Source organism: Parafrankia sp. FMc2, from assembly GCF_041008525.1.
Lineage (GTDB): Bacteria > Actinomycetota > Actinomycetes > Frankiales > Frankiaceae > Parafrankia.
In genome coordinates this window covers 26,589-48,630 of record NZ_JBFLUG010000043.1, presented here as the reverse complement: position 1 = coordinate 48,630, position 22,042 = coordinate 26,589, and the positions used below count along the sequence as shown (strand labels likewise).

Annotated in this window: 18 protein-coding genes; 11 read left to right on the top strand and 7 right to left on the bottom strand. The window is 72.8% G+C overall.

Annotated elements, in window-relative coordinates:
* The 10 genes from AB1460_RS17020 to AB1460_RS16975 all read left to right on the top strand — a co-directional run bounded on the left by AB1460_RS17020 (position 1) and on the right by AB1460_RS16975 (position 11,241).
* Positions 1-1,653, top strand: coding sequence for a PfaD family polyunsaturated fatty acid/polyketide biosynthesis protein (locus AB1460_RS17020; RefSeq protein ID WP_368962422.1), 1,653 nt, complete (start codon positions 1-3; stop codon positions 1,651-1,653).
* A complete protein-coding gene (gene accA, locus AB1460_RS17015) occupies positions 1,650-3,446 on the top strand; it encodes an acetyl-CoA carboxylase carboxyl transferase subunit alpha (RefSeq protein WP_368962421.1) in 1,797 nt (598 codons plus the stop codon). Before AB1460_RS17020 ends, accA begins: the two co-directional genes overlap by 4 nt.
* Entirely contained in the window at positions 3,443-4,165 is a 723-nt protein-coding gene (locus AB1460_RS17010; RefSeq protein WP_368962419.1) for an acetyl-CoA carboxylase biotin carboxyl carrier protein, read from the top strand. The genes accA and AB1460_RS17010 overlap by 4 nt, the downstream gene beginning before the upstream one ends.
* Positions 4,162-5,508 carry an acetyl-CoA carboxylase biotin carboxylase subunit gene (locus AB1460_RS17005; protein WP_368962417.1) on the top strand — a complete coding sequence of 449 codons (1,347 nt, stop codon included), beginning with the start codon at positions 4,162-4,164 and terminating at the stop codon, positions 5,506-5,508. The genes AB1460_RS17010 and AB1460_RS17005 overlap by 4 nt, the downstream gene beginning before the upstream one ends.
* Before the next feature lie 19 nt (positions 5,509-5,527).
* Entirely contained in the window at positions 5,528-5,887 is a 360-nt protein-coding gene (locus AB1460_RS17000) for a hypothetical protein (protein ID WP_368962416.1), read from the top strand.
* A gap of 127 nt (positions 5,888-6,014) precedes the next feature.
* On the top strand, positions 6,015-6,362 hold the full coding sequence (locus AB1460_RS16995) for a hypothetical protein (RefSeq protein ID WP_368962415.1): 348 nt from the start codon (positions 6,015-6,017) through the stop codon (positions 6,360-6,362).
* A 439-nt stretch (positions 6,363-6,801) separates the two neighbouring features.
* Complete coding sequence (locus AB1460_RS16990) at positions 6,802-7,284, top strand: cation:proton antiporter regulatory subunit (protein WP_368962414.1); 483 nt, start codon at positions 6,802-6,804, stop codon at positions 7,282-7,284.
* A gap of 16 nt (positions 7,285-7,300) precedes the next feature.
* Positions 7,301-8,545: a cation:proton antiporter gene (locus AB1460_RS16985; RefSeq protein WP_368962412.1), complete on the top strand. Its 1,245-nt coding sequence runs from the start codon at positions 7,301-7,303 to the stop codon at positions 8,543-8,545.
* A 95-nt stretch (positions 8,546-8,640) separates the two neighbouring features.
* The gene (locus AB1460_RS16980) at positions 8,641-10,485 is read left to right on the top strand and encodes a M3 family oligoendopeptidase (protein WP_368962410.1); all 1,845 of its coding nucleotides are present in this window, start codon (positions 8,641-8,643) and stop codon (positions 10,483-10,485) included.
* Positions 10,486-10,698: 213 nt separating this feature from the next.
* Entirely contained in the window at positions 10,699-11,241 is a 543-nt protein-coding gene (locus AB1460_RS16975) for a hypothetical protein (RefSeq protein WP_368962409.1), read from the top strand.
* 137 nt (positions 11,242-11,378) lie between these two features.
* Here the strand turns inward: AB1460_RS16975 and AB1460_RS16970 are convergent, their stop codons facing one another.
* Positions 11,379-14,597 (bottom strand): FG-GAP-like repeat-containing protein, encoded by a 3,219-nt coding sequence (locus AB1460_RS16970; protein ID WP_368962407.1) that lies wholly within the window; start codon positions 14,595-14,597, stop codon positions 11,379-11,381.
* 153 nt (positions 14,598-14,750) lie between these two features.
* Positions 14,751-15,575, bottom strand: coding sequence for an SDR family oxidoreductase (locus tag AB1460_RS16965; RefSeq protein WP_368962406.1), 825 nt, complete (start codon positions 15,573-15,575; stop codon positions 14,751-14,753).
* 192 nt (positions 15,576-15,767) lie between these two features.
* Here AB1460_RS16965 and AB1460_RS16960 point away from each other — a divergent pair, with 192 nt between their 5' ends.
* Positions 15,768-16,670 carry a MerR family transcriptional regulator gene (locus AB1460_RS16960; RefSeq protein ID WP_368962405.1) on the top strand — a complete coding sequence of 301 codons (903 nt, stop codon included), beginning with the start codon at positions 15,768-15,770 and terminating at the stop codon, positions 16,668-16,670.
* Between the two features lie 52 nt (positions 16,671-16,722).
* Here AB1460_RS16960 and AB1460_RS16955 read toward each other — a convergent pair whose 3' ends face one another.
* From AB1460_RS16955 to AB1460_RS16935, 5 genes are all read right to left on the bottom strand, one after another.
* Positions 16,723-17,688 carry a TIGR03564 family F420-dependent LLM class oxidoreductase gene (locus tag AB1460_RS16955; RefSeq protein WP_368962404.1) on the bottom strand — a complete coding sequence of 322 codons (966 nt, stop codon included), beginning with the start codon at positions 17,686-17,688 and terminating at the stop codon, positions 16,723-16,725.
* 121 nt (positions 17,689-17,809) lie between these two features.
* Positions 17,810-19,123 carry a hypothetical protein gene (locus tag AB1460_RS16950; RefSeq protein ID WP_368962403.1) on the bottom strand — a complete coding sequence of 438 codons (1,314 nt, stop codon included), beginning with the start codon at positions 19,121-19,123 and terminating at the stop codon, positions 17,810-17,812.
* A 170-nt stretch (positions 19,124-19,293) separates the two neighbouring features.
* Positions 19,294-19,950 (bottom strand): N-formylglutamate amidohydrolase, encoded by a 657-nt coding sequence (locus AB1460_RS16945; RefSeq protein WP_368962401.1) that lies wholly within the window; start codon positions 19,948-19,950, stop codon positions 19,294-19,296.
* Between the two features lie 173 nt (positions 19,951-20,123).
* Positions 20,124-20,984: a carbohydrate ABC transporter permease gene (locus AB1460_RS16940; RefSeq protein ID WP_368962399.1), complete on the bottom strand. Its 861-nt coding sequence runs from the start codon at positions 20,982-20,984 to the stop codon at positions 20,124-20,126.
* 105 nt (positions 20,985-21,089) lie between these two features.
* Positions 21,090-22,040 (bottom strand): carbohydrate ABC transporter permease, encoded by a 951-nt coding sequence (locus AB1460_RS16935; RefSeq protein ID WP_368962398.1) that lies wholly within the window; start codon positions 22,038-22,040, stop codon positions 21,090-21,092.
* Positions 22,041-22,042 lie beyond the last annotated feature (2 nt).

Below are 22,042 nucleotides of genomic sequence, written 5' to 3'. Positions count from 1 at the left end.
GTGAGCGCGACCGTGCTGCCGGCACGGCTGCCGGCCCCGGTGCTCGCGCGTGCGCCGCGGGACGTCCACCAGGTGCTCGCCGACCTGGACCGGCCCGTCTACGTCGTGCGTGACGCGGCCGGGATCGCGGTCACCGGCGACGAGCGGGCCGCCGCCGCGGCGGGGCAGGTGCTGGCCGCCGCCGGCCCGCTGCCGCCGCGGCGGCTGGGCTCCCCCGCCTTCCGGCGCGACCACGGTGTGGACCAGGCGTACATGGCCGGCTCGATGGCGAACGGCATCGCCTCGGCCGACCTGGTCGTCAACCTGGCCCAGGCGGGCTACCTCGCCTCCTTCGGCGCGGCCGGTGTCGTCGCCGCGCGGGTGGACGAGGCGCTCGCCGACATCCGGCGGCGGGTCGGCGGACGTCGGTTCGCCTGCAACCTGATCCACAGCCCGAACGAGGCCGCGATGGAGCGGGACGTCGTCGACGCCTGCCTGCGCCACCAGGTGCGCTGCGTCGAGGCCTCCGCCTTCCTGGACCTGACCCCGCAGGTGGTGCGCTACCGGCTCGCCGGCCTGCGCCGGGGTCCGGACGGGCGGGTCGTCGCGGACAACCGCGTCGTCGCCAAGGTGTCGCGGACGGAGGTCGCCGACCTGTTCCTGCGGCCGGCGCCGGCCGCGCTGGTCCGGGGGCTGGTCGAGCAGGGGCTGGTCAGCGCCGAGCAGGCCGCGCTCGCCGCCGCGGTGCCGCTCGCGGACGACGTGACCGCCGAGGCGGACTCCGGCGGCCACACCGACCGCCGGCCACTGCCCGTCCTGCTCCCCGAGCTGCTCGCGCTGCGGGACGCCCGGCGCGCCGAGACCGGCGGGTGGGCCGTCCGGGTCGGGGCCGCCGGCGGGCTGGGCACCCCCCGGGCCGTCGCCGCCGCCTTCGCCCTCGGCGCGGACTACGTGGTGACCGGCTCGGTCAACCAGGCGGCGGTCGAGGCGGCGCAGTCGCCGGCCACCAAGCGCCTGCTGGCCGCCGCCGGGGTCACCGACTGTGCCCAGGCCCCGTCCGCGGACATGTTCGAGATCGGCGCGGAGGTTCAGGTCCTGAGCCGCGGCACCATGTTCGCCTCGAAGGCCCGCCGGCTCTACGACCTCTACCACCGGCACGCGGGCCTCGACGACATCCCCGCCGAGGAGCGCGCCGCGCTCGAACGGCGGATCTTCCACCGGCCGCTCGACGACGTCTGGGCGGACACCGTCGCCTACTTCACGTCCCGCGACCCCGACCAGATCGAACGGGCACGGGACGACCCGAAGCGGCGGATGGCGCTGGTGTTCCGCTGGTACCTCGGCCTGTCGTCGGGGTGGAGCATCACCGGCACCCCGGACCGTGTCGCCGACTACCAGGTCTGGTGCGGGCCGGCGATGGGGGCGTTCAACTCCTGGGTGCGCGCCAGCGCACTCGAACCGCTGGAGAACCGGCACGCCGCCGCGATCGCCGCCGAGCTGATGCACGGCGCCGCGTTCACCTCCCGGGTGGCGGTGCTCGCGCAGGCCGGCGTCCGGCTGCCCGCCACGGCCACCACCTACCTGCCGCGCGCCCACCCCCGACCGGGCCATGCCCCCGACACCGGTTCCGGCCACCACGGCTCCGGCTCCGCAGAACAGGGACGACGGACATGACTGCACCCGTACTCCAGCACCAGCCCGAGGTGGACGACGGCGGGACACCCGCCTGGCTCGTCTGCGACGGCTGCCGACGGATGATCTACGGGCGGCGTTTCGCCCGCGGCGGGCACGTCTGCCCCGAATGCGGCTGGCACGCCCGGCTGACCGCCGCGCAGCGGGTCGGCCTGCTGCTCGACGAGGGCTCCGCCGAGATCGTCGCCACCCCGGTCACCGCGGCCGACCCGCTGGGCTTCGTCGACACCCGGCCCTACGCCGACCGGCTGCGCGCCGCCCGCGCCTCGACCGGCATGCCCGAGGCGGTCCTGGTCGCCCGCGGCACCATCGAGGGCTGCGGTGTCGTGACCGCGGTGATGGACTTCCGCTTCCTCGGCGGCAGCCTCGGCGCCGCCGTCGGCGAGGCCATCACCGGCGCGTGCGAGATCGCCCTGCGGGAGCGCACCCCGCTGCTGCTGGTGACCGCCTCCGGCGGCGCGCGGATGCAGGAGGGCGCCCTCTCACTGATGCAGATGGCCAAGACCGCGCAGGCCATCGGCCAGCTCGACGAGGCCGGCATCCTCACCGTCTCACTGATCACCGACCCGACGTTCGGCGGGGTCGCCGCCTCGTTCGCGACGCTGACCGACGTCATCATCGCCGAGCCCGGCGCCCGGCTCGGCTTCGCCGGCGCCCGGGTGATCGAGCAGACCATCCGCGAGACCCTCCCGCCCGGCTTCCAGACCGCCGAGTTCCTGCTCGAGCACGGTGTCGTCGACCTGATCAGCCCGCGGCCGGCGCTGCGCCCGACGCTCGCGCGCCTGCTCGGCGTCGCCACCCGCCGCCCGGCGTCCACCGTCGAGCCCGCGGTGCCCGCCGCCGCGGCCGGGGCACCCGCCGCGCCCGGCCGGGCTGTCGTGCGGGAGCCCGAGCTGCTGGTGCAGCGGCACCCCTGGGAGGCGGTGCGGCTCGCCCGCCGGCTCGGCCGCCCCAGCGCGCTGGACTACATCGGGGCGCTGGTCGAGGACTGGACCGAGCTGCACGGCGACCGGGCCGCCGCCGACTGCCCGGCCATGGTCGCCGGCCTCGGCCGCCTCGACGGGACACCGGTCGTCGTCATCGGAACGCAGAAGGGTCACACCGCGGCCGAGCTGTCCGCCCGTTCCTACGGCATGCCCTCTCCCAGCGGCTACCGCAAGGCCGCCCGGGTGATGCGGCTGGCCGCGAAGCTGGGCCTGCCGGTCATCACCCTGATCGACACCGCCGGGGCCCATCCCGGCATCGAGGCCGAGGAGAACGGCCAGGCCGTCGCCATCGCGCAGAACCTGCGCCTGATGGCCGGGCTGCCGGTGCCCGTCGTCGCGGTGGTCACCGGCGAGGGCGGCAGCGGCGGCGCGCTCGCCCTCGCGGTCGCCGACCGGGTACTGATGTGCGCGAACGCGATCTACTCGGTGATCAGCCCCGAGGGCTGCGCCGCCATCCTGTGGAAGGACCCGGCGGCCGGCCCCGACGCCGCCGCCGCACTGCGGGTCGACGCCCGCGCCCTGCTGACGGCCGGCATCGTCGACGGGGTCATCCCCGAGCCCGACGGCGGCGCGGACGTCGACCCGCTCGGCGCCGCCGACGTGCTGCGGGCCGCGCTCACCAGCACGCTCGCGGAGCTCATCCCGCTCGACCCGCCGACGCTCGTCTCGGGCCGCCGGGCCCGCTTCCGCCGCTTCGGCACCCCGACCCCCACCGTCCCGGCGGCACGCCCGCCGACGGGTGGACACCGCTCCACCGCCGATCTCGACGAGGCGAGGCGATCCTCTTGACCATCACCACCGCCAACGGCACCTCCACGACACCGGCCCCCGCACCCACCTCACCCACCGCACCCGCCTCACCCACCGCACCCAGGCCCGCACCTGCCGGCCAGGACGGCGAGCACGGGCAGAGCGGACTCGGCGAGGTGCTGGCCGTCCTGCGCCTCGCCGCGCAGGAGGCGGGCGCCGGCGGGGCACGACCCGTCAGCCGGGTCCGGGTGTCCGCCGGCGACCTCGCCGTGGAGATCGACTGGACCACGCCGGACGGATCCGCCGGGCCAGGCGGGTCCGCGCACGCACCGGCCGCGGCCGACCGCCGCGACGTTTCCCCGCACGGCGCCGCGCGCCCGTCCGCGGCGTTCCCGTCGGCACCGGCCTCGCTGCCCGCCGGGCCCGGTACCGCGGGACCGACGGGGTCGGCGGGGTCGGCGGGGTCGGCGGCGCAGAACGGCTCCGACGACGCGCTCGCGTTCGTCGTCCCGGCGCACACCGTCGGCGTCTTCTACCACGCCCCCGAGCCGGGCGCGGACCCGTTCGTCCGGGCCGGTGACACCGTCGTCCCCGGCCAGCAGGTCGGGATCATCGAGGCGATGAAGCTGATGATCCCGGTCGAGGCGGAGCGCGGCGGCCGGGTCCGCGAGATCCTCGTCGCCGACGCCACCCCGGTGGAGTACGGCCAGCCCCTGCTCACCCTGGACGTCGACGTGCCCCACGGCGACAGCCGATGATCAAGAAGGTTCTGATCGCCAACCGCGGCGAGATCGCGCTGCGGATCGCCCGCAGCTGCCGCGAGCTGGGCATCGCCACCGTGGCCGCGTACTCCACGGCCGACCGTGACAGCGCCGTCGTCGCGTTCGCCGACGAGTCCGTTCAGATCGGCCCGGGACCGTCGCGGGAGAGCTATCTGAACATGCCGGCGGTGATCGAGGCCGCGCGCATCCGCGGGGCCGACGCCATCCACCCCGGGTACGGGTTCCTGTCCGAGAACCCCGACTTCGCCGAGATCTGCGCGGCGGAGGACCTCACGTTCATCGGCCCGCCGCCGGACGTCATGGCCCGCCTCGGCGACAAGGCCGTCGCCCGCCGGATCATGGCCGAGGCCGGGCTGCCGCTGCTGCCCGGCAGCCGCGGCACCGCCGACCAGCCCGAGGCGGCGGCCGTGACCGCGGCCGAGATCGGTTATCCGGTCATCATCAAGGCCGCGGCCGGCGGCGGCGGGCGCGGCATGAGCGTCGTGCACGACCCCGACGGCTTCGACCGTGCCTACCGGCACACCCGCGCGACCGCCCAGGCGGTGTTCGGCGACGGCCGTCTCTACGTCGAGAGATACCTCGCCTCCGCGCGCCACGTGGAGGTCCAGGTGCTGGCCGACGCGCACGGCACCGCCGTCCACCTCGGCGCCCGCGACTGCTCCCTGCAGCGGCGCCACCAGAAGCTGGTCGAGGAGACGCCCGCCCCCGGCCTGCCACCCGAGATCGTCGAGCCGCTGTGCGCCGCCGCGGTGCGCGGCACCCTGGCCAGCGGGTACGTCGGCGCCGGGACCTTCGAGTTCCTCGTCGATCCGCAGGGCCGCTACTACTTCATGGAGGTCAACTGCCGTCTCCAGGTAGAGCACCCCGTCACCGAGATGGTGACCGGCCTCGACCTGGTCGCCGAGCAGATCCGGATCGCCGCCGGCGAGCCGCTCGGTTTCACCCAGGCGGACGTCGACGCCCGCGGCGTGTCGATCGAATGCCGCATCAACGCCGAGAACCCGCGCCGCGACTTCGCCCCCGCGCCCGGCACCCTCACCGACTTCGCCGTCCCGGCCGGACCGTTCGTCCGGGTCGACACCCACGCCACACCCGGCTACCGCATCCCCGCCTACTACGACTCGCTGCTCGCGAAGGTCGTCGTCTGGGCCCCGGACCGGCCCCGCGCCCTGGCCCGGATGCGCCGCGCCCTCGACGAGCTGCGTGCCGAGGGCCCGGGGGTCGTCACCACCACCGAGTTCCTCCGCGGCCTCCTCGACCATCCCCGCTTCGTCGCCGCCGAGCACGACACCGTCCTGATCGAGAACCTCATGTCCTGACTCGTGCCAGACTGACGCCATGCGCCAGGCATTCGTCCACGAGGCAGTCGTCGAGATGGCGCATGACGGTGACATCGGGGCCCCTGGCGCCGCGGTCACCGTGGCGCTGTGCGGGCACTGGGATCATCCCTCGCCGTGCTCGGCCGCCCCCCATCACACCGACGCCGTCCGGACGGAGCAGGGCGTACGGCTGCGGATCCTCTTCGCCGCCGACCCCGACAACGAACATCCGGTCCGCCGCCGCGTCGAGGCGGCCCTGGCCACGGGGCAGCTACGCGGCCCGGACGGGACCCTCACCCACTGGCGGCTGTGTGCCAGCCGCTCGGATGTCCTGACGTCGTCCGAGCTCGACCACGGCGAGCGGCTCACCCGCAGCTGACCTCGCGCGCCGGGCGCGGCCGGCGGACGCTTATGGCGAAGTTCATGACGGAACGCGCCGACCGTCGTGGTTGCCCTAGCCTGTCGCTGTGCCAGCGCCTCGCCGCCTGCATGCCCTGGCAGCGTGGATGTCGGTCACCGTCCTCGCGGCACTGCTGTGCGTCGGCACCGCCACCGCCACCCGGTCGGGCGATCCCCAGTACGGGGGGATGCGCGCCGCCGGGGACACGGCGCTGTCCGCCACCGCCGCCGTCCACGGCGCCGTGCCGGTACCCCGCATCGACCGCGGGGCCCGCCTGGCGAGCTGGTTCGCCTCGTGGAACGGCCCGGACGAGGTCGGCCCGGTCGCCGCGCTCGCGCTGTTCCTTCTCCGCGCCGTCTTTGCGGGCCGGCGGTCCGCACTCCCGTCGGCCCGCCTGCGCGGTCCGATCGACGACTGCGGCGCACGCGCTCCGCCTCGTCACAGCCACGCCTGACCGAGGCGACGTCCGACGACATCGGACGTCACCCGACAGCGCGCGGACAGGGCACCACTTCTCGCACCCCGTGCGCACACGACACCGGCACACGTCCGGAACCCGCGGATCCGCTGCTCGCCAGCCCGCAGGCAGGAACTCACCGGCCTACGGCGGTCCCGTCTTCGGGTGACGCCCGAGCGGGCGCAGCGGTCTCCCGCGTCCCGGCGCCGGTAGTTCGGGTGCCAGGGCGCCAGCCCAGCCCGGCGCGGCCCGGCGCGGCGCGGCCCGGCGCGCGGTGGGCGCGGGCTGCCGCGTCCCTTCTCCCACCTGCCGAGGGCTCCCGCCTCTTTCGCCGGCGGTGCCGGAATCCGATGCCCCGGCAGTGCCGGTGATGCCCTTCCTGACGGCCCGTTCCCCTTCTCCTGACTCGACACAGACATCACTGACGAGGTTTCGCATGAACGTCGATGAGACCGCCCTCCCGGGTATCGGTCTGCGCCACGACTTCTCGACCCGCACCGGACGGCGGATCGGTGTGGTCTCGCACCACAGCGGCCGCCGTGACCTGGTCGTCTATGACGCCACCGACCCGGATTCCTGCGCCGAGTCGATAGCCCTGACCGCCGAGGAGGGCGATGTGCTTTCCGAGCTGCTCGGAGCACCCCACATCGTCGAGAAGCTGGCCGATCTGAGCCGGGCCTTCGCCGGGCTGGTCGGCGAGCAGATCACGATTCTTCCCGGCTCGCCGTACGACGGGCGCCGGCTGGGTGACACCCAGGCCAGGACGCGCACCAGCGCCTCGATCGTGGCGGTGGTCCGCGACCGGCAGGTCCTCGCCTCCCCGCGGCCGGACTTCCGGTTCCAGGCCGAGGACGTCGTGGTCGTCGTCGGGACGCCGGAGAACACCGCCGCCGTCGGCGAACTGCTGCGTTCCGGCTGAAGGGCGCCGCGACCATATGCATGACCTCGGGTCAATCATGGTGGAACTGGGCGGGGTTCTCTTTCTGCTCGGCCTCGTCGGCCACGCCGCCTCCCGATTCGGTATCTCCCCCATCCCCTTCTATCTGATCTGCGGCCTCGCCTTCGGGCACGGCGGCCTGCTCCCGCTCGGCGCGAGCGAGGAGTTCATCGAGATCGGCGCCGAGATCGGCGTCGTTCTGCTGCTGCTCACCCTCGGGCTGGAGTACACCGCGGGCGAGCTGCTGGTGGGCCTGCGCCGCAACGCACCGGCCGGCGTCCTGGACCTGACTCTCAACGCCGCGCCCGGGGTGGCCGCCGCGTTCCTGCTCGGCTGGGGCTGGCGCGCGGCGGTCGTGCTGGGCGGCGTCACGGCCATCTCGTCCTCCGGCATCATCGCGAAGGTTCTCGCCGACCTGGGCCGGCTCGGCAACCGGGAGACACCGGTCGTCCTGTCGGTGCTCGTCCTCGAGGATCTCGCGATGGCGGTCTACCTGCCCGTTCTGACCGCGCTGCTGGCCGGCCAGACGATCGCCCGCGGCGCGCTGTCGCTCGCCATCGCGCTCGGCGCCATGGTCGGCGTCCTGTTCCTCGCGCTGCGGCACAGCGCGAAGGTGACACGGCTGGTGTTCAATCCGGCGTCCGACCGCAACGACGAGATCCTGCTGCTGCGGGCGCTCGGCCTTGCGCTGCTCGTCGCGGGCGTCGCGCAGCAGGTGCAGGTCTCGGCCGCGGTCGGCGCGTTCCTGGTGGGTATCGCGTTGTCCGGCCCGGTCGCCGAGGGTGCGCGGGAGGTGCTGAGCCCGCTGCGTGACCTGTTCGCCGCGGTCTTCTTCGTGTTCTTCGGCCTGCAGACCGACCCGACACAGATCCCCTCGGCGCTGCTGGCCGCGGCGCTGCTGGCCATCGCCGGAGTCGCCACGAAGACGATCACCGGCTGGTGGGCGGCGAAGCGCGCCGGCATCGCCACCCTGGGGCGGTTCCGCGCCGGCACCGCCCTGATCGCGCGCGGCGAGTTCTCCATCGTCATCGCCGGCCTCGCGGTCGCCTCCGAGGTCGAACCCCGCCTGGGCCCGCTGGCCGCCAGCTATGTCCTGCTGATGGCCGTCATCGGCCCCATCGCGGCCCGCTTCGTCGAGCCGGTCACCCGGGCGGTGATGCGCCGCCGCCGGGCGGCAGCCACCGGACCGGAGAAGCGACTGGCACCACGGCCCGACACGCAACCGGACGTCGCCGGCAAGTAGCGCGCCACGGCCCGGCGCCGGCCTCTCGTACGGTCCCGGCGCCGGGCTGCGGCCGCGTGCACGGGGGCCGGGCCGGGCGCCGGTAGCGTACGGGAATGGCTACCGAGACGCAGTCCGATCCGGCCCTCGACGTCGTCGCCTGGGACCTCGGCCCGTTGCTCGACGGCCGCGGCGAGGAGGGCATCGAGGATCTCCTCACCGAGGCCCGGCGGCGGGCCGAGGAGTTCGCGCAAAGCCATGCCGGCCAGGTCGCCGCGCTGGACGGGCCGGGGCTGGTGGCCGCGATGGCCGAGCTGACGGCGGTCCACGAGCTGGTGGGCCGGGCCGGCAGCTACGCGTCACTGCGTTTCTCCACCGACACCGCCGATCCGGCGCGGGGCGCGCTGCTGCAGAAGGTGCGGGAGCGCTCCACCGCGATCCGCACCACCCTGCTGTTCTTCGGCCTCGAGTGGGCGGCGTTGGACGACGAGGTCGCCGAGCGGCTGCTGGCGGCGGACGGGCTTGACCAGGCACGCCACTACCTGCGGCTGGAGCGGCGCTACCGGCCGCATCTGCTCAGCGAGCCGGAGGAGAAGCTGCTGACCGAGAAGTCGGTCACCGGGGCGGTCGCGTGGAGCCGGCTGTTCTCCGAGCAGGTCTCCTCCATCGAGGTCCGCCGGCCCGCCGGCACCGCCACCGCCGGCAACGGAGCCGGTGGGCAGGCCGGCGGGGAGGCGCTCGACGTCGCGCTGAGCCGGCTGGCCTCCGGCGACCGGGAGGTTCGGCGGGCGACGGCCCAGGCTGTCACCGCCGCGCTGGCGCCGGGGCTGCGCACCCGGGCGTACATCTTCAACACGCTTCTGCACGACAAGGCGGTCACCGATCGCCTGCGTGGCTATCCGACCTGGCTGACCAGCCGCAACCTGGCGAACGAGGTCTCCGACGAGTCGGTGCGGGCGCTCGTCGACGCCGTCCGGGCGCGCTACGACATCCCGCAGCGGTGGTATCGACTCAAGGCGCGGGTCCTCGGCCTGCCGAAGCTCGTCGACTACGACCGGATGGCCACCGTGACCAGCGCCGACGAGCGTTTCGGCTGGGAGGAGTCGCGCGATCTGGTGCTGTCCTCCTTCGGCGCGTTCTCGCCGGAGATGGAACGTCACGCGCGCCGGTTCTTCGACGAGAAGTGGATCGACGCGCCGGTGCGGCCGGGCAAGCGGGGCGGCGCGTTCGCCAGCTCCGCCGTCCCGTCGGTGCATCCCTACGTCATGCTCAACTTCACCTCGCAGCGCCGCGACGTGCTGACGCTCGCGCACGAGCTGGGCCATGGCGTCCACTTCGCCCTGGCGGCGAAGCAGGGCATCCTGCAGCAGCACACGCCGCTGACGGTCGCCGAGACGGCCTCGGTGTTCGGCGAGACGATCGTCTTCAACCAGCTGCTGGCGCGGACGTCCGAGCCCGACTCGCGCCTCGCCCTGCTGGCCGAGTCGGTCGAGGGGGCGATCGCCACCGTCTTCCGGCAGACCGCGATGAACCAGTTCGAGGACGCCGTCCACACCGCGCGGCGCACCGACGGCGAACTGTCCGTCGAACAGTTCAACGAGGCGTGGGCGTCCACCCAGCGCGACCTGCTCGGCGACTCGGTCGAGCTGACCGACGGCTACCGGACGTGGTGGAGCTACGTCCCGCACTTCATCGGCACGCCCGGGTACGTGTACGCCTACGCCTACGGCCAACTGCTGGCGCTGTCGGTCTACCAGCGCTACGTGGACGAGGGCGACGCGTTCGTCCCGCACTATCTGGAGATGCTCGCCGCCGGCGGCTCCCGGTCCCCGGAGGACCTGGGCCGCATCGTCGGCATCGACCTGACCGACCCGGGTTTCTGGTCGGCGGGCCTCGATCTGGTGGAGGCCCAGCTGCAGGCCGCCGAGGCGGCCGCCCACGACGCCGGCCGCCTCGGGTGAAGCCGGGCCTGCCCCGCCCCGGCCCCGGACAGGCCTGCCTCGCGGAATGCCGGAGAACGGCCACGCCGAGCGGGCTGACCAGGTCGATTCAGCCGAAACTGGCTTCCTTCCGACAGGCACGGCATGATCAGGACGCTACAGTCGCTCACCGTGGGTCATCGTAGAGTTTCTGGTCTGTCGGTCCGTCTCAGTCCGCTGGCCGTGGCCGCCGGCATGGTTGTGGCCCTCGTCGCCGCCGCGGGGTGCAGCAGCGAGACGGGCACCGGCGCCACGCCGGTCGCCCCCCCGATCACCACCACCGCGGCCGTCGGCCCGTCCACGAGCCCGTCCGCGAGTGCCGGTACGAACATTCCGCCGCCCACGGCAGCACCGACCCCGATGCCTTCGGCGGCCTACCCGCCGCTGTCCGGGTTCGGTGAGGTGCACGAGCTCGGCAGCGCGGTCGCCATCTCCGATGCCGCCACCGGCACCGTGCTGAGCCTGGACCGGCTCGAGTACATCACCTGTCCACTGCGGGCCGGCGATCCCGATCCCTGCCTCGACGGCTACCGCACCAGGATCATCGAGGGAGAACGGCGGGACTTCGTCGTGGCGCCCGAGGTCAGGTTCACCTACTGGGAGCAGCCCGAGGTCTACCTCACCGGCGGGCTCGCGAAGCTGCGGGAGTTCATCACGAGCCAGCCGTCCATCATGGTCCTGCTCCAGCTCGACCCGACCGGACGGGTGATCGCTGTCGGGCAGCCCTTCCTGCCCTGACGGTCCAGGCGGTCCTGACGGTCCAGGCGGTCCTGACGACCCGGGCAGCTCTGGCGGCCCGGACCGGGGCCGGCAACGAACCATGGGCCGGCCGGAGCCGTTGGAGGCTGCCGGCCGGCCCATGATGGTGAAGCGGACTAGCCCTTGCGGACGATCCCGTTGTTGGTCCAGGCGGTCACCACGCCGGTGGCGGAGGTGACCAGGTAGTCGAAGCGGCGGTCGCCGGTGAGGTCGGCGAGGGAGACCTGGTTGCGGGTCGCCCCGACGCCGGTGGCGATCTCGCCCTGGGCAAGCCAGGTCGAGCCACCGCCGCCGCGGTTGTTCAGCCAGGCCCAGATCCGGCCGTGCTCGTTGACCGACAGGTAGTCGTCCCGGCTGTCACCGTCGAGGTCCGCGAAAGTGATCATCGAACCGGGAAGGCCGATGCCCGCGGCGACCTCGCCCGCGGACTGCCAGGACACCCCGCTGCTGCCACCGGCGACGTTGAGCCAGCCCTGCACCTGGCCCTGCGCGCCGACGACGAGGTAGTCGTCCCGGCCGTCACCGTTGATGTCGGCGAACCGGATCGTGTCCCGCGCCCCCGAGCCCGTGGCGACATCGCCCTTCGACTGGAAGGAGATACCGGCACTGCCACCGGCGACGTTGAGCCAGAGCTTCACCTGGCCCTGCGCGCCGACCAGCAGGTAGTCGTCCCGGCCATCCCCGTTCAGGTCGGCGAACCGCACCTCCTCGCGCGGCCCGGCCCCCGAGGCGACCTGGCCCACGTAGTTCCAGCCGCCGGAGACCCGCAGCCAGGCCTTCACCGCCCCCTGCGGGCTGACGGCCAGGTAGTCCTCCTTGCGGTCACCGTTGAGATCGGCGAACCGCAGCTCCTCCGGCGGCACGCCCGTCCCGGAGGCGACCACACCCTGGCGGTCCCACCGGTCGTTCTGGGCGAACTGCTCGTTCAGCCAGGCCGAGACCTGCCCGGTGCTGTTCACCGCCAGGTAGTCGCTGCTGCCCCCGCCGTCGATGTCGGCGAACTCGACGTTCTCCCGGGACACCCCGACACCGGCGGCGATCTCGCCCTGGACCAGCCACGACTCCGCGCCGGTCGCACCGATGGCGTTGAGCCAGGCCCGCACCTGCCCCTGGGCACCGACCACCAGGTAGTCGTCACGGCTGTCACCGTCGAGGTCGGTGAACCGCACCTCGTCACGGGTCGCCCCGACCCCCGAGGCGACGACGCCCTGGTAGCTCCACCCCGTACCGCCGGGGCCGCGGACGTTCATCCAGGCCCGCACCTGGCCCTGGGTGTTGACGGCCAGATAGTCGTCGCGGCCGTCACCGTTGATGTCGGCGAACCGCACCTCCTCGCGGGTCGTGCCGACACTGCCGGCGATCTCCCCCTGGGACGCCCAGGACACGCTGTTGCCGGTGCCGGCGTTGAACCAGGCCCGCACCTGCCCCTGGGCACCGACGGCCAGGTAGTCGTCGCGGCCGTCACCGTTGAGGTCGGCGAACCGCACCTCCTCGCGCGGCGCGGAGCCGGCGGCGACGGTCCCCAGAGACGTCCAGGACGTGCTGCCCGAGCTGCGGTTGTTCACCCACGCACGCACCTGGCCCTGCGGGCTGACCACCAGGTAGTCGTCGCGGCCGTCACCGTTGAGGTCGGCGAACCGCACCTCCTCGCGGGTCGCACCCACCCCGGAGGCGATCGTGCCCTCCCACTTCCAGCCGTCCTGGCCGGTGCCCGAGGGGTCGACCGCTCCCGTGGTGCCGCCGCCTCCCGTCGGCAGGTCACCGCAGGCGCCGGCGACACCGTTGCGGGCCCGCAGGAAGACGTCGCGCCTGACGACGCCGTCGATCGTCCGGTGGAAGGCCTCAGCCATCTTCCGGAACCCGTTCGCGTTCGGATGCAGCGAGTCGGTCATGTCTCCCGGCGTCACCGCGCCCATGTCGACCAGGCGCACGGGCCGGCCCGCCCGCTGGAAGTCCCCGACGATGCCCGGAATGGCCGCGTTGTACTGCTGGATGCGGTTCATGGTCGCCGGAGTCGTGGAGGGGATGAGCGTGGAGACCAGCACGGTCGTCTCGGGAGCGGTGTTGACGATCTGACGGATGAGGCTGCGCAGCCGCTCGGGGGCGCTCGCGACGGAGACGTTGCGCGCCATGTCGTTGGTGCCGATGTGCAGCAGGACGACGTTCGGCCGGTACTCACGCATCGTGCAGGACGCGATGGAGTTGATCTGGCTGATCGTCCAGCCCGGGTGCCCCTCGTTGTCCTGGTCCGCCAGCTGGCCGGTCCGCTGGGAGCCGACGAAGTTCACGGGACCGCCCACGCCGCCCAGCAGCTGCGCCAGTCGTGCCCGGTAGCTGGAGTTGTCCGGCGTCCCGACCCCGTAGGTGATCGAGTCGCCCAGGGGCAGCACGCGCAGCTCCGTCGCGGTTTCGCTGGCACTGTCCTCCAGCGCGCTGGCGACGCCCTCGCCGATCGCCCCGGCGTTCTCCTCCAGTGCGATTCCGGTGTCGACGGCGGCGGGAGAGGCCGACGAAGCCCAGCCCGTGAGGCTTCGACCCCAGTTGGCCAGCGCCTGACCCATCTTTCTCAGGTCGGTGATCAGGCCACCACGCGCGAATCCAGCCGCCCACCCTTCCCAGACGACTCCGAAGAAGGAGGCGACTGCCGCGATACCCACCGCCCAGCCCCAGGCGCCGCCGTCATGCTGGTGTCCCTCGTCGACGACTCGCACGGCCTGGGGAATGAAGGTGGAGATGAAGTTCCCCAGGGCCGCGCAGAACGCCGCGGCGAGGATGGTGCCCGGCCCTGCGGTGGCGACACCGAAGAAGCCCTCGCAGAGGATGCGCGCCAGCAGGGCCACGGCGAAGGAGCCGATGTATATCAGGAACCACTGCCACCCGGTCAGTTCCGTGATCTGGACGGCGCCGGTCGGATCGACGGTGAGGGACAGCGTGGAGCCCGTCACCGCGAAGGCACCGTCGAAGTCATGCTGCACGGTGAACGTATCGACATCGGGCTCGAGATCGACCGGGGCGAAGCGGTCCTGCTCCTCGTAGAGCGTGTCGCTCAGCAGCGCATGACGGCTGTTGAGCTCCGCCACCACACCCCGTAGCTTGGGGAGGTCGACGTTCTCCGGAATCGCGAAGCTCGCCGTGAACTCGGTCGGCGCCTGGTCACCGTCGGCGGCCTCGGCCGGCTTCGCCAGGCTCACGACCAGCGCCACCGCGACCAGGATCGCGACCACGATGACGCCCCACCCACGGCCTCGCGGCGGCTGCCAGAACCCCACAGCCCCGCCGCCGAAGCCACCGACCAGCCTGACGCCAGGGCCACCCTGAGCGCTGTCGTTCGCCACGCCACCTCCATCGACACGAGCAAGGCCCATCGATGGACATCGGGGGCAGCAAGCATCAAATCGTTGCAGGCGTACCGGCTGGTAGCCAGAACATGAACGGCTCTGGGTGACAATCTGGCGACACTGGCGACACTGGCGGCGGGAGTGGCGGGTTCAGGTGGTGGGGAGGGTGCCGCCGTCGATGACGTACTCGGCGCCAGTGATCGACTGCGCGCGGTCCGACACCAGGAAGGCGACCAGTTCGGCGACCTCCGCCGGGCGCGCGGGCCGGCCGATCGGGATTCCGCCGAGGGAGTCCATGAGCCGGCGGAGTGCCGCGTCCCGGTCTGTGCCCGCGCCGCGCGCGAGGCGGTCGATGAGCGCCTCGGCGCTGTCGGTCTGGATGAAGCCGGGAGTGACGACGTTGACCCGCACACCGCGGGGCCCCACCTCGTTCGCGAGACCCTTGCTGTAGGTGGTCAACGCCGCCTTCGCCGCGGCGTAGCCCAGGGTCGCCTCGAACAGCGGCATCCGCCGTTGGATCGAGGACACGTGCACGACCGCCCCGAGGCCGGCTTCGATCATCGCGGGCAGCAGCGCCCGGTCGAGCCGGACCGCGGCGAGAAGGTTCACGTTCAGTTCGTCGCGCCAGTCGTCGTCAGTGAGCGCGGCGAAGCCGCCCGGGTTCGCGTGCGAGCCGCCGAGCGCGTTGACCAGGATGTCCACCGCGCCGAGACGCTCGCGGACCTGGTCGACGACGACGCGCACACCCTCGGCGGTGCTGATGTCGGCGGGGACGAACAGGTCCGGCGCCGGATAGCCGTCCGGCATGGCGCGGGCGGTGGTCAGCACGGTGGCCCCGGCCGCGGCCAGTCGGGCCACGATGGCGGCGCCGGTCCCCCGGCTGCCGCCGGTGACCAGCGCACGCCGCCCGGCGAGGGAGTCGGTGGGGACGCCCGAAGCGGTGAGGACGGCGGGAACGGCGGGAGGGGTGGCCACGTGAACTCCTCGGTACGGGCCCGCGCGCAGGCGGGCAGGTGCGGACGCCACGGCCGGCGCCTCCGGCCGGCCTGCCCGCCACGGTGGTGTCTCCCCCGGGGGAAGGGTCAAACGGCGATGCGACCGGCGACCGGGACACGCGCGCGGACAGGGGCCGACTCTCCCCCCGGGGGAGGGCGCAGAGTTGCTGTCATGCGCACGGGCCTCACCATTGGCGACTTCTCCCGCATCACCCACCTGAGCGTGAAGATGCTGCGCCGCTACCACGAGGCGGGCCTGCTGGAGCCGGCCGAGGTCGACCCGTCGAGCGGCTACCGCTACTACACGACGGCGCAGGTGCCGACCGCCCAGGTGATCCACCGTTTCCGCGAGCTCGGCATGCCCGTCCGCGAGATCGGGAGGATCCTCTCTACTCCTGACCCCGAAGCGCGCGCGCTGCTCGTCGCCGAGCATCTGCGGCGGGTCGAGCACCAGCTGGAGAGCACCCGGTCAGCGGTCGCGACCCTGCGGCGGCTGCTCGTGCCGACGGGCCCGCCCGTCGAGGTCGACCTGCGGACCCGCCCGCCGACGAGAGCCGTCGCCATCGGTGCGACGGTCGTCCGCGACCAGGTGCTGGCCTGGTACGACGAGGCGATGACCGAGCTGGACGCGACGCTGGCCGCCGCCGGTCTCGAACCGTCCGGGCCGCACGGCGGTCTCTACGACGACACCCTGTTCACCGACGGCCGCGGGCACGCTCTCGTCTACATTCCGGTGCACGTGCCTGCGCCGGCCGGCGGCCGGGTGCGTACCGTCACCCTGCCGGCCGCCGAGCTGGCGGTGACGGTGCACCGCGGGCCGCATGACGACATCGACGTCACCTACGGGGTGCTGGGCACCTATATCGCCGAGCAGGCCATCACTGTCAGCGGACCGGTCCACGAGATCTACGTCGTCGGGCCACGCGACACCCCGGACACCTCCGCCTGGCGCACCGAGATCGGCTGGCCGGTCTTCCGCACCTGGGCCGGCCAGCCGTCGGCGTCCGGTGCCGCCCGCGAGGCCGACCGGGTCGGACCCGGCGGAGGCTGGCCACGGCCGGGCGCCCACGGATGACCGGCCCGCGGACGGGTCAGTGGCCAGGAGATCGACGGTCAGAGGTCAGAGGTCAGAGATTCGGGCAGAGGTCGGTGAGGAACTCGGTGGTGCGGCGGCGGGACTCGGCGCGGGCGGTGATGTCCGAGCCGAGCGGGATCACGCGGGCGCCCAGATCGGTCACTCCGGCGTCGCGGTAGCGGCGCAGGCGGTCGATGATGGCGTTCTCGTCGCCGGCGGCCATGACGTCGCCGATGCCCCGGGCGTCGCCGTGTTCCAGCAGCCGCAGGTAGTTCGGGGAGAGCTCGGCGTGCCCGAGGGTCTGCTCGGCGTACTCGCGCGCCGCGTCCACCTCGCCCGGTGCGCACAGCGCCACCGGCACGCCGGCGACGATCCGCGGCGCCGGCCGGCCGGCGCCGGCCGCCGCCTTCGCCAGCCGCGGCGCCACGTGCTCGGCGATGGCACGCTCGTCGGCCATCCACAGGATCGTCCCGGCGCCCTGCCCGCCGGCCAGGCCGAGCATCACCGGCGCGAGCGCCGCCAGCAGGACCGGGGGCGCGCCGACGGCGGCGAGGTCCGTGACATCGAGGGGGCTGTGCACCTGATACGTGTCGTTCTCGACGTCGACCCGCCCCTGCCCGGTGAAGGCGGCGTTGAGTACCTGCAGGTAGTCACGCATGAGGCGGGCCGGGCGTTCGTAGGGCAGGCCGAACTGCTCGGTCACGATCCAGTGGTGGGACGGGCCGAGCCCGAGGGCGAACCGGCCCCCGCAGGCCGCCTGGGTGGAGAGCACCTGCTGCGCCATCGCGAGCGGGTGCCGGGTCTGGACCGGCACGACGGCCGTACCCAGCTCGATGCGGCTGGTCGCCTGCCCCATCAGCGTGACGGCGGTGAGCGCGTCGAAGTAGCCGGGCACCTGCGGGACCCACATCGAGGTGAAGCCGTGCTCCTCGGCCGCCCGCGCGTCGGCGATCAGGTTGGCCACCCTGTCCCGGGCGGGCCTGTCCCGGTCCGAGCCGATCATCGTCCCGATGCGCATCGTGTCCGTCCCCTGAGATGTCGGTCCGCCGCCCGCGTTCGCCCCGGGCAGACCGCACGATATCGAGGCAGGCCCGCACGCACAGGTTCCGCGTCCGCGGGCTCGCCCCTGCTCGACGGTCTCAGCCGGCCGCGCCACCCGGGTGCGGAAGCCGCGCCCGGTACCCGCCGTCCGGCGGAGCCGGGTAGAGGACGTCGCAGGGGACGTCCAGATGCTCCAGGACCTCCCCGACGAAGCTCATGGTGCCCAGGGCGAGAACACCGCCCTCCACCTGATCAGCCAGGTCGAAGGCCTCTGCTGCGGGCAGCAGCGGGAGGGGCCAGCGGTTCCCGGAGAAGTGCAGGTACGACTCGCCGGCTCGCACGGCCACGACCGTGTGACCGTCAAGCGCACGCAGGCTTCCCTCGACGTCCTTGACGTCGGGCATGCACAGCAGCACGACCTGCGGCGTTCCCAGGACGCGGAGAAACCACTCGAGCGCGGCCGCGACACCACGCTCGTTCACCGGGGCATCGACCACCCACGTCCGCGGGCCGTCCTGGTGAACGGACAGTCGGCCCGGAAGGGAGATCGGTAGCGGTACGACATCCCGCGGATCCGGGTCCGGGTCCGGGTCGTCGTCGTGGTCCGGTCCGGCGGGCGCTCCGCGCAGGGTTGCCAGGGCGCGGCCCGCGCTGGTTCCCAGCATGGCGTTCATCCGCGAAAGGCCCGGGGGCGTGGGGAAACCCGGCTCCGCGGAGCCGTCGACCAGGCCGACGTCGGCACCGAGATCGCTGGCCCGCGCGACCAGGGCCGCCCAGACCTCGGGCTCCTGCGGCACCGACAGGACTGTTCGCGTCTCCGGAGTGACCACGCCGAGGAGGTCGGCCGCGATCTCCAGCAGGTTCTCACCGATGACCCCGAGATGCTCCTCGAAGACCGCGGTGACGGCGACCACCCGCGGCGAGAACAGCGAGACCTCGTCGCTGGCTCCCCCGAGCCCCTCCTCCAGCACGATCACATCGACCTGACTGCGCAGGAGATGACGCACACCGCTGATCGTGAACGAGCCGGTCGGCGACAGATAGCCACCGTCGGACGGGACCGGCCCCAGCTGACCGAGGGCCTCGGCCAGCTCGTCCGCCATCCGCCGGTAGGCCACGTCGTCCACCGCCACCCCGTCGACGCGCACCCGCTCGCGGTTGGTGCGGAACGGCGGGCTGGTGACCAGCCCGGTGCGCAGGCCCGCCGCGGTCAGGGTCGCCGCCGCGTAGGTGGCGGCCGTGCCCTTCCCCTTGCTTCCGACCACTGTCAGCACGGGCGGCAGCCGGTCGGCCCGCAGATCCCACAGGTCCCGGAGTCGCGCGGCCCGAACCAGGCTACGACGCCGCGCCCCCGAGTGTTCCTTGTACTCCCGAAAGAACGGCTCGTCGGCATCAAGCCACCTGGCTACCAAAACGGCCACTTCCCTTTAGGTGGACTCGGATATCGGAAACTGATCAGCTGGAATGCGTATCCGGCCCGCTGAGCGGCATCGTCGGCCGGGGGGAGCTTATGTGCTCGCGGACGCTCGAACCACGGCCGGTTCCGCTTTCCTGGGCAGGTGCTGACCGGAGGGCGGCGAGGTCAACCGAGCCACATCTCCATGGACAGGAAATCCCGAAGAGTTCGGAACATCCGCATGGACGGTTCCCGCGCCCCGGTCGGCGGGCGCAGGCGGGCCGCGATCTCGATCTGGATCGCGGACATGCTTCGCCGCTGCGCCCAGCTGGTCAGGGTCTCGACACGATCGCCCTTGAAGACGCTGTTGACTCCGGTCCGCAGTCCCTGGGCGCGCAGTGCCTCCGACAGGCCCTCACACAGCGAGGTCATCCGGCTGTCCGGAGCCCCTCCCAGGCCCAGGTCGATGTCAAGCCCGTAGCTGTCGCGCATGCCGTGCAGGTCGATCAGGTACCGCGGCGTGGGGTCGAGATCCGCCAGGGCGTTCTTGAAACCGTTCCGGGCGTCCCAGGCAGGATCCCCGCTCTGGCGGCCCACAGCGCACACCGCCCGGACGTCGCTCGCCGTGGCGAGAGCCATCGCCAGACCGCCGGTGCCACGCTCGGCGAGTTTTCTCCTGCCGGCCCGCATCTGCGCCACCGCGTGTGGTGCGGTGAGGACGAGATCGGCGCGGCTTCCCTCTCTGACCAGCACGGAGTCCAGCGCGCTGGAACCTTTGTAGTTCTGCGCGGAGAAGACCTCCTCCTCGGCGATCCAGCTCTCCCACGATGAGGTGGTTCCCATGTCCCCAGACCCCGTCCGCCGTTCCGTCGACGACGCCGGCCCGCGAACCCGGAGAGGAGCGGTGGGGCGCCGTCTCACCAGTCGGCAGCGCAACCGAACGGTCACAAAGCCACGCCGAGACTACAGCGATCCGCCTGGCCGGTCTGGTTCCTCAGCCCCGAACCCACAGAAGATCATTTGAGTCCGGAGCGGACGAAGGCGTTGACGACGTGGCGCTGGAGGAGCAGGTAGATCGCGAAGATGGGCAGGCAGGCCAGGCCCGAGCCGGCCATGAGCCCGCCCCAGTCCGGGCCCTCGACGCCGACGAACAGGCCGCGCAGGCCGAGCTGGACGACGGAGTCGGCGCGCTGGAGGACCAGCGCCGGCCAGAAGTAGTCGTTCCAGGCGTTGATGAACAGCACGATCGCGAGCGCGGCGAGCGGAGCACGCAGGTTCGGGACGATGACCGTCCACAGGATGGACCAGGCGGAGCGGCCGTCGATACGCGCGGCGTCGATCAGGTCGCGGGGGAAGCTGGCCATGTGCTGGCGCAGCAGGAGCACGCCGAGCGCGGACACCAGATTCGGGACGATCACCCCGGGCAACGTGTTCAGCAGACCGAGGCGGTACAGCAGTGTGTAGTTCGGCAGCATCGTGACCTGGAACGGGACGAGCCAGGTGCCGACGAACGCCAGGTACAGCAGGGTCTGGCCGCGGAACCGCCAGGCGGTGAAGGCGTAGGCGGCGAGCAGCCCGACGAGAAGCTGGCCGGCGGCGATCACCACGGCCACGACGAACGTGTTCAGGATCAGCCGGCCAATGGGCAGGACGTCCGCCACGTGAAGGTAGTTGCCGACGGAGAGCGGCCAGGGGAACAGGGAGACGCTGTAGACCTCGTCCGGCCGGCGCAGGGACGTCGCGTACATCCAGTAGATCGGGAAGACGCAGAACAGGCTCAGCGCGGCGAGCAGCCCGTGCCCGACCCCGCCGCGAACCCGGTCCCGCCAGCCGGTCTCGCCGACGGCGCCGAGGTCGGTCGCGTGGGCCGTTGCCATGGTGGGGCTCCTTCGGGATGTGGATACGGACGCGGAGGCGGAGGCGGAGGCGGAGGCCGCCGGCGGACCGGATCACGGCCCGCCGGCGACCGGCTCCCAGCGCGGTCAGGAATCGTGGAAGGTGAGACGGTCGGAGAGGCGGATCAGGGCGAGGGCGACCAGGCCGAACCCGACGAAGAACAGCAGGCCCGCCGCCGCGGCGAAACCGGTGTCGAAGTTCTGGAAGCCGTACTCCCAGAGCAGGTAGTAGACGTTGGTGGTCTGCGAGTCAGGCCCGCCCTGGGTGAGGGTGTCGATGAGCGGGAACGTCAGCTGGCCGGACATCAGAATGGTCATCAGCCCCAGGAACACCAGCGTCGGGGAAAGCAGCGGCAGGACGATCCAACGGGTGGTCTGCCAGCGGGACGCCCGGTCGAGCAGGGCGGCGTTCCGGTACTCGTCGTCGATCCCGCTGAGCCCGGCGGCCACGACGAGGACGGCGAAGCCGAGCAGATGCCAGCCGGTGATCACGACGATGGCGATCTGCGCGGGCCGCACCTCGTGGATCCAGTTGATCGGGTGTCCGATCACCCGGTCGACGGCGCCGCTGCGCGGGTCGAGCATCCACTGCCACAGCGCCGCGCCCGCCACCGGCGGGACCAGCACCGGGGCGAAGATCAGCGCGCTGTAGACCGCCCGGCCACGGCTGCCGATCGCGGACGTCCAGAGTGCGACGATGGCGGGCAGCACGACGGTGAACAGCAGCAGCGCGCCGGTCATGGCGACGGTGAGCCACAGCGCGTTCCGCAGGTCGGGCAGATCCAGCAGGCGCTGGTAGTTGGCCAGCCCGACGTACTCCTTCGGGGTGGTGGGCAGCAGGTTCCACGAGAAGAACGACAGGTTCAGGGCCGCGCCGAGCGGCCGGTACGTCCACACCACCAGGCAGCCGACGGCTGGCAGCAGGAACAGGTACGGCGGCAGCGCCCGCGCGGCGCGCCGGGCCAGGGGTGGCCGCCGCGCCGTGACCACGGCACGCGGCCGCGGCACCGCGGCCACCTCGACGAAGGTTCCGGTCATCG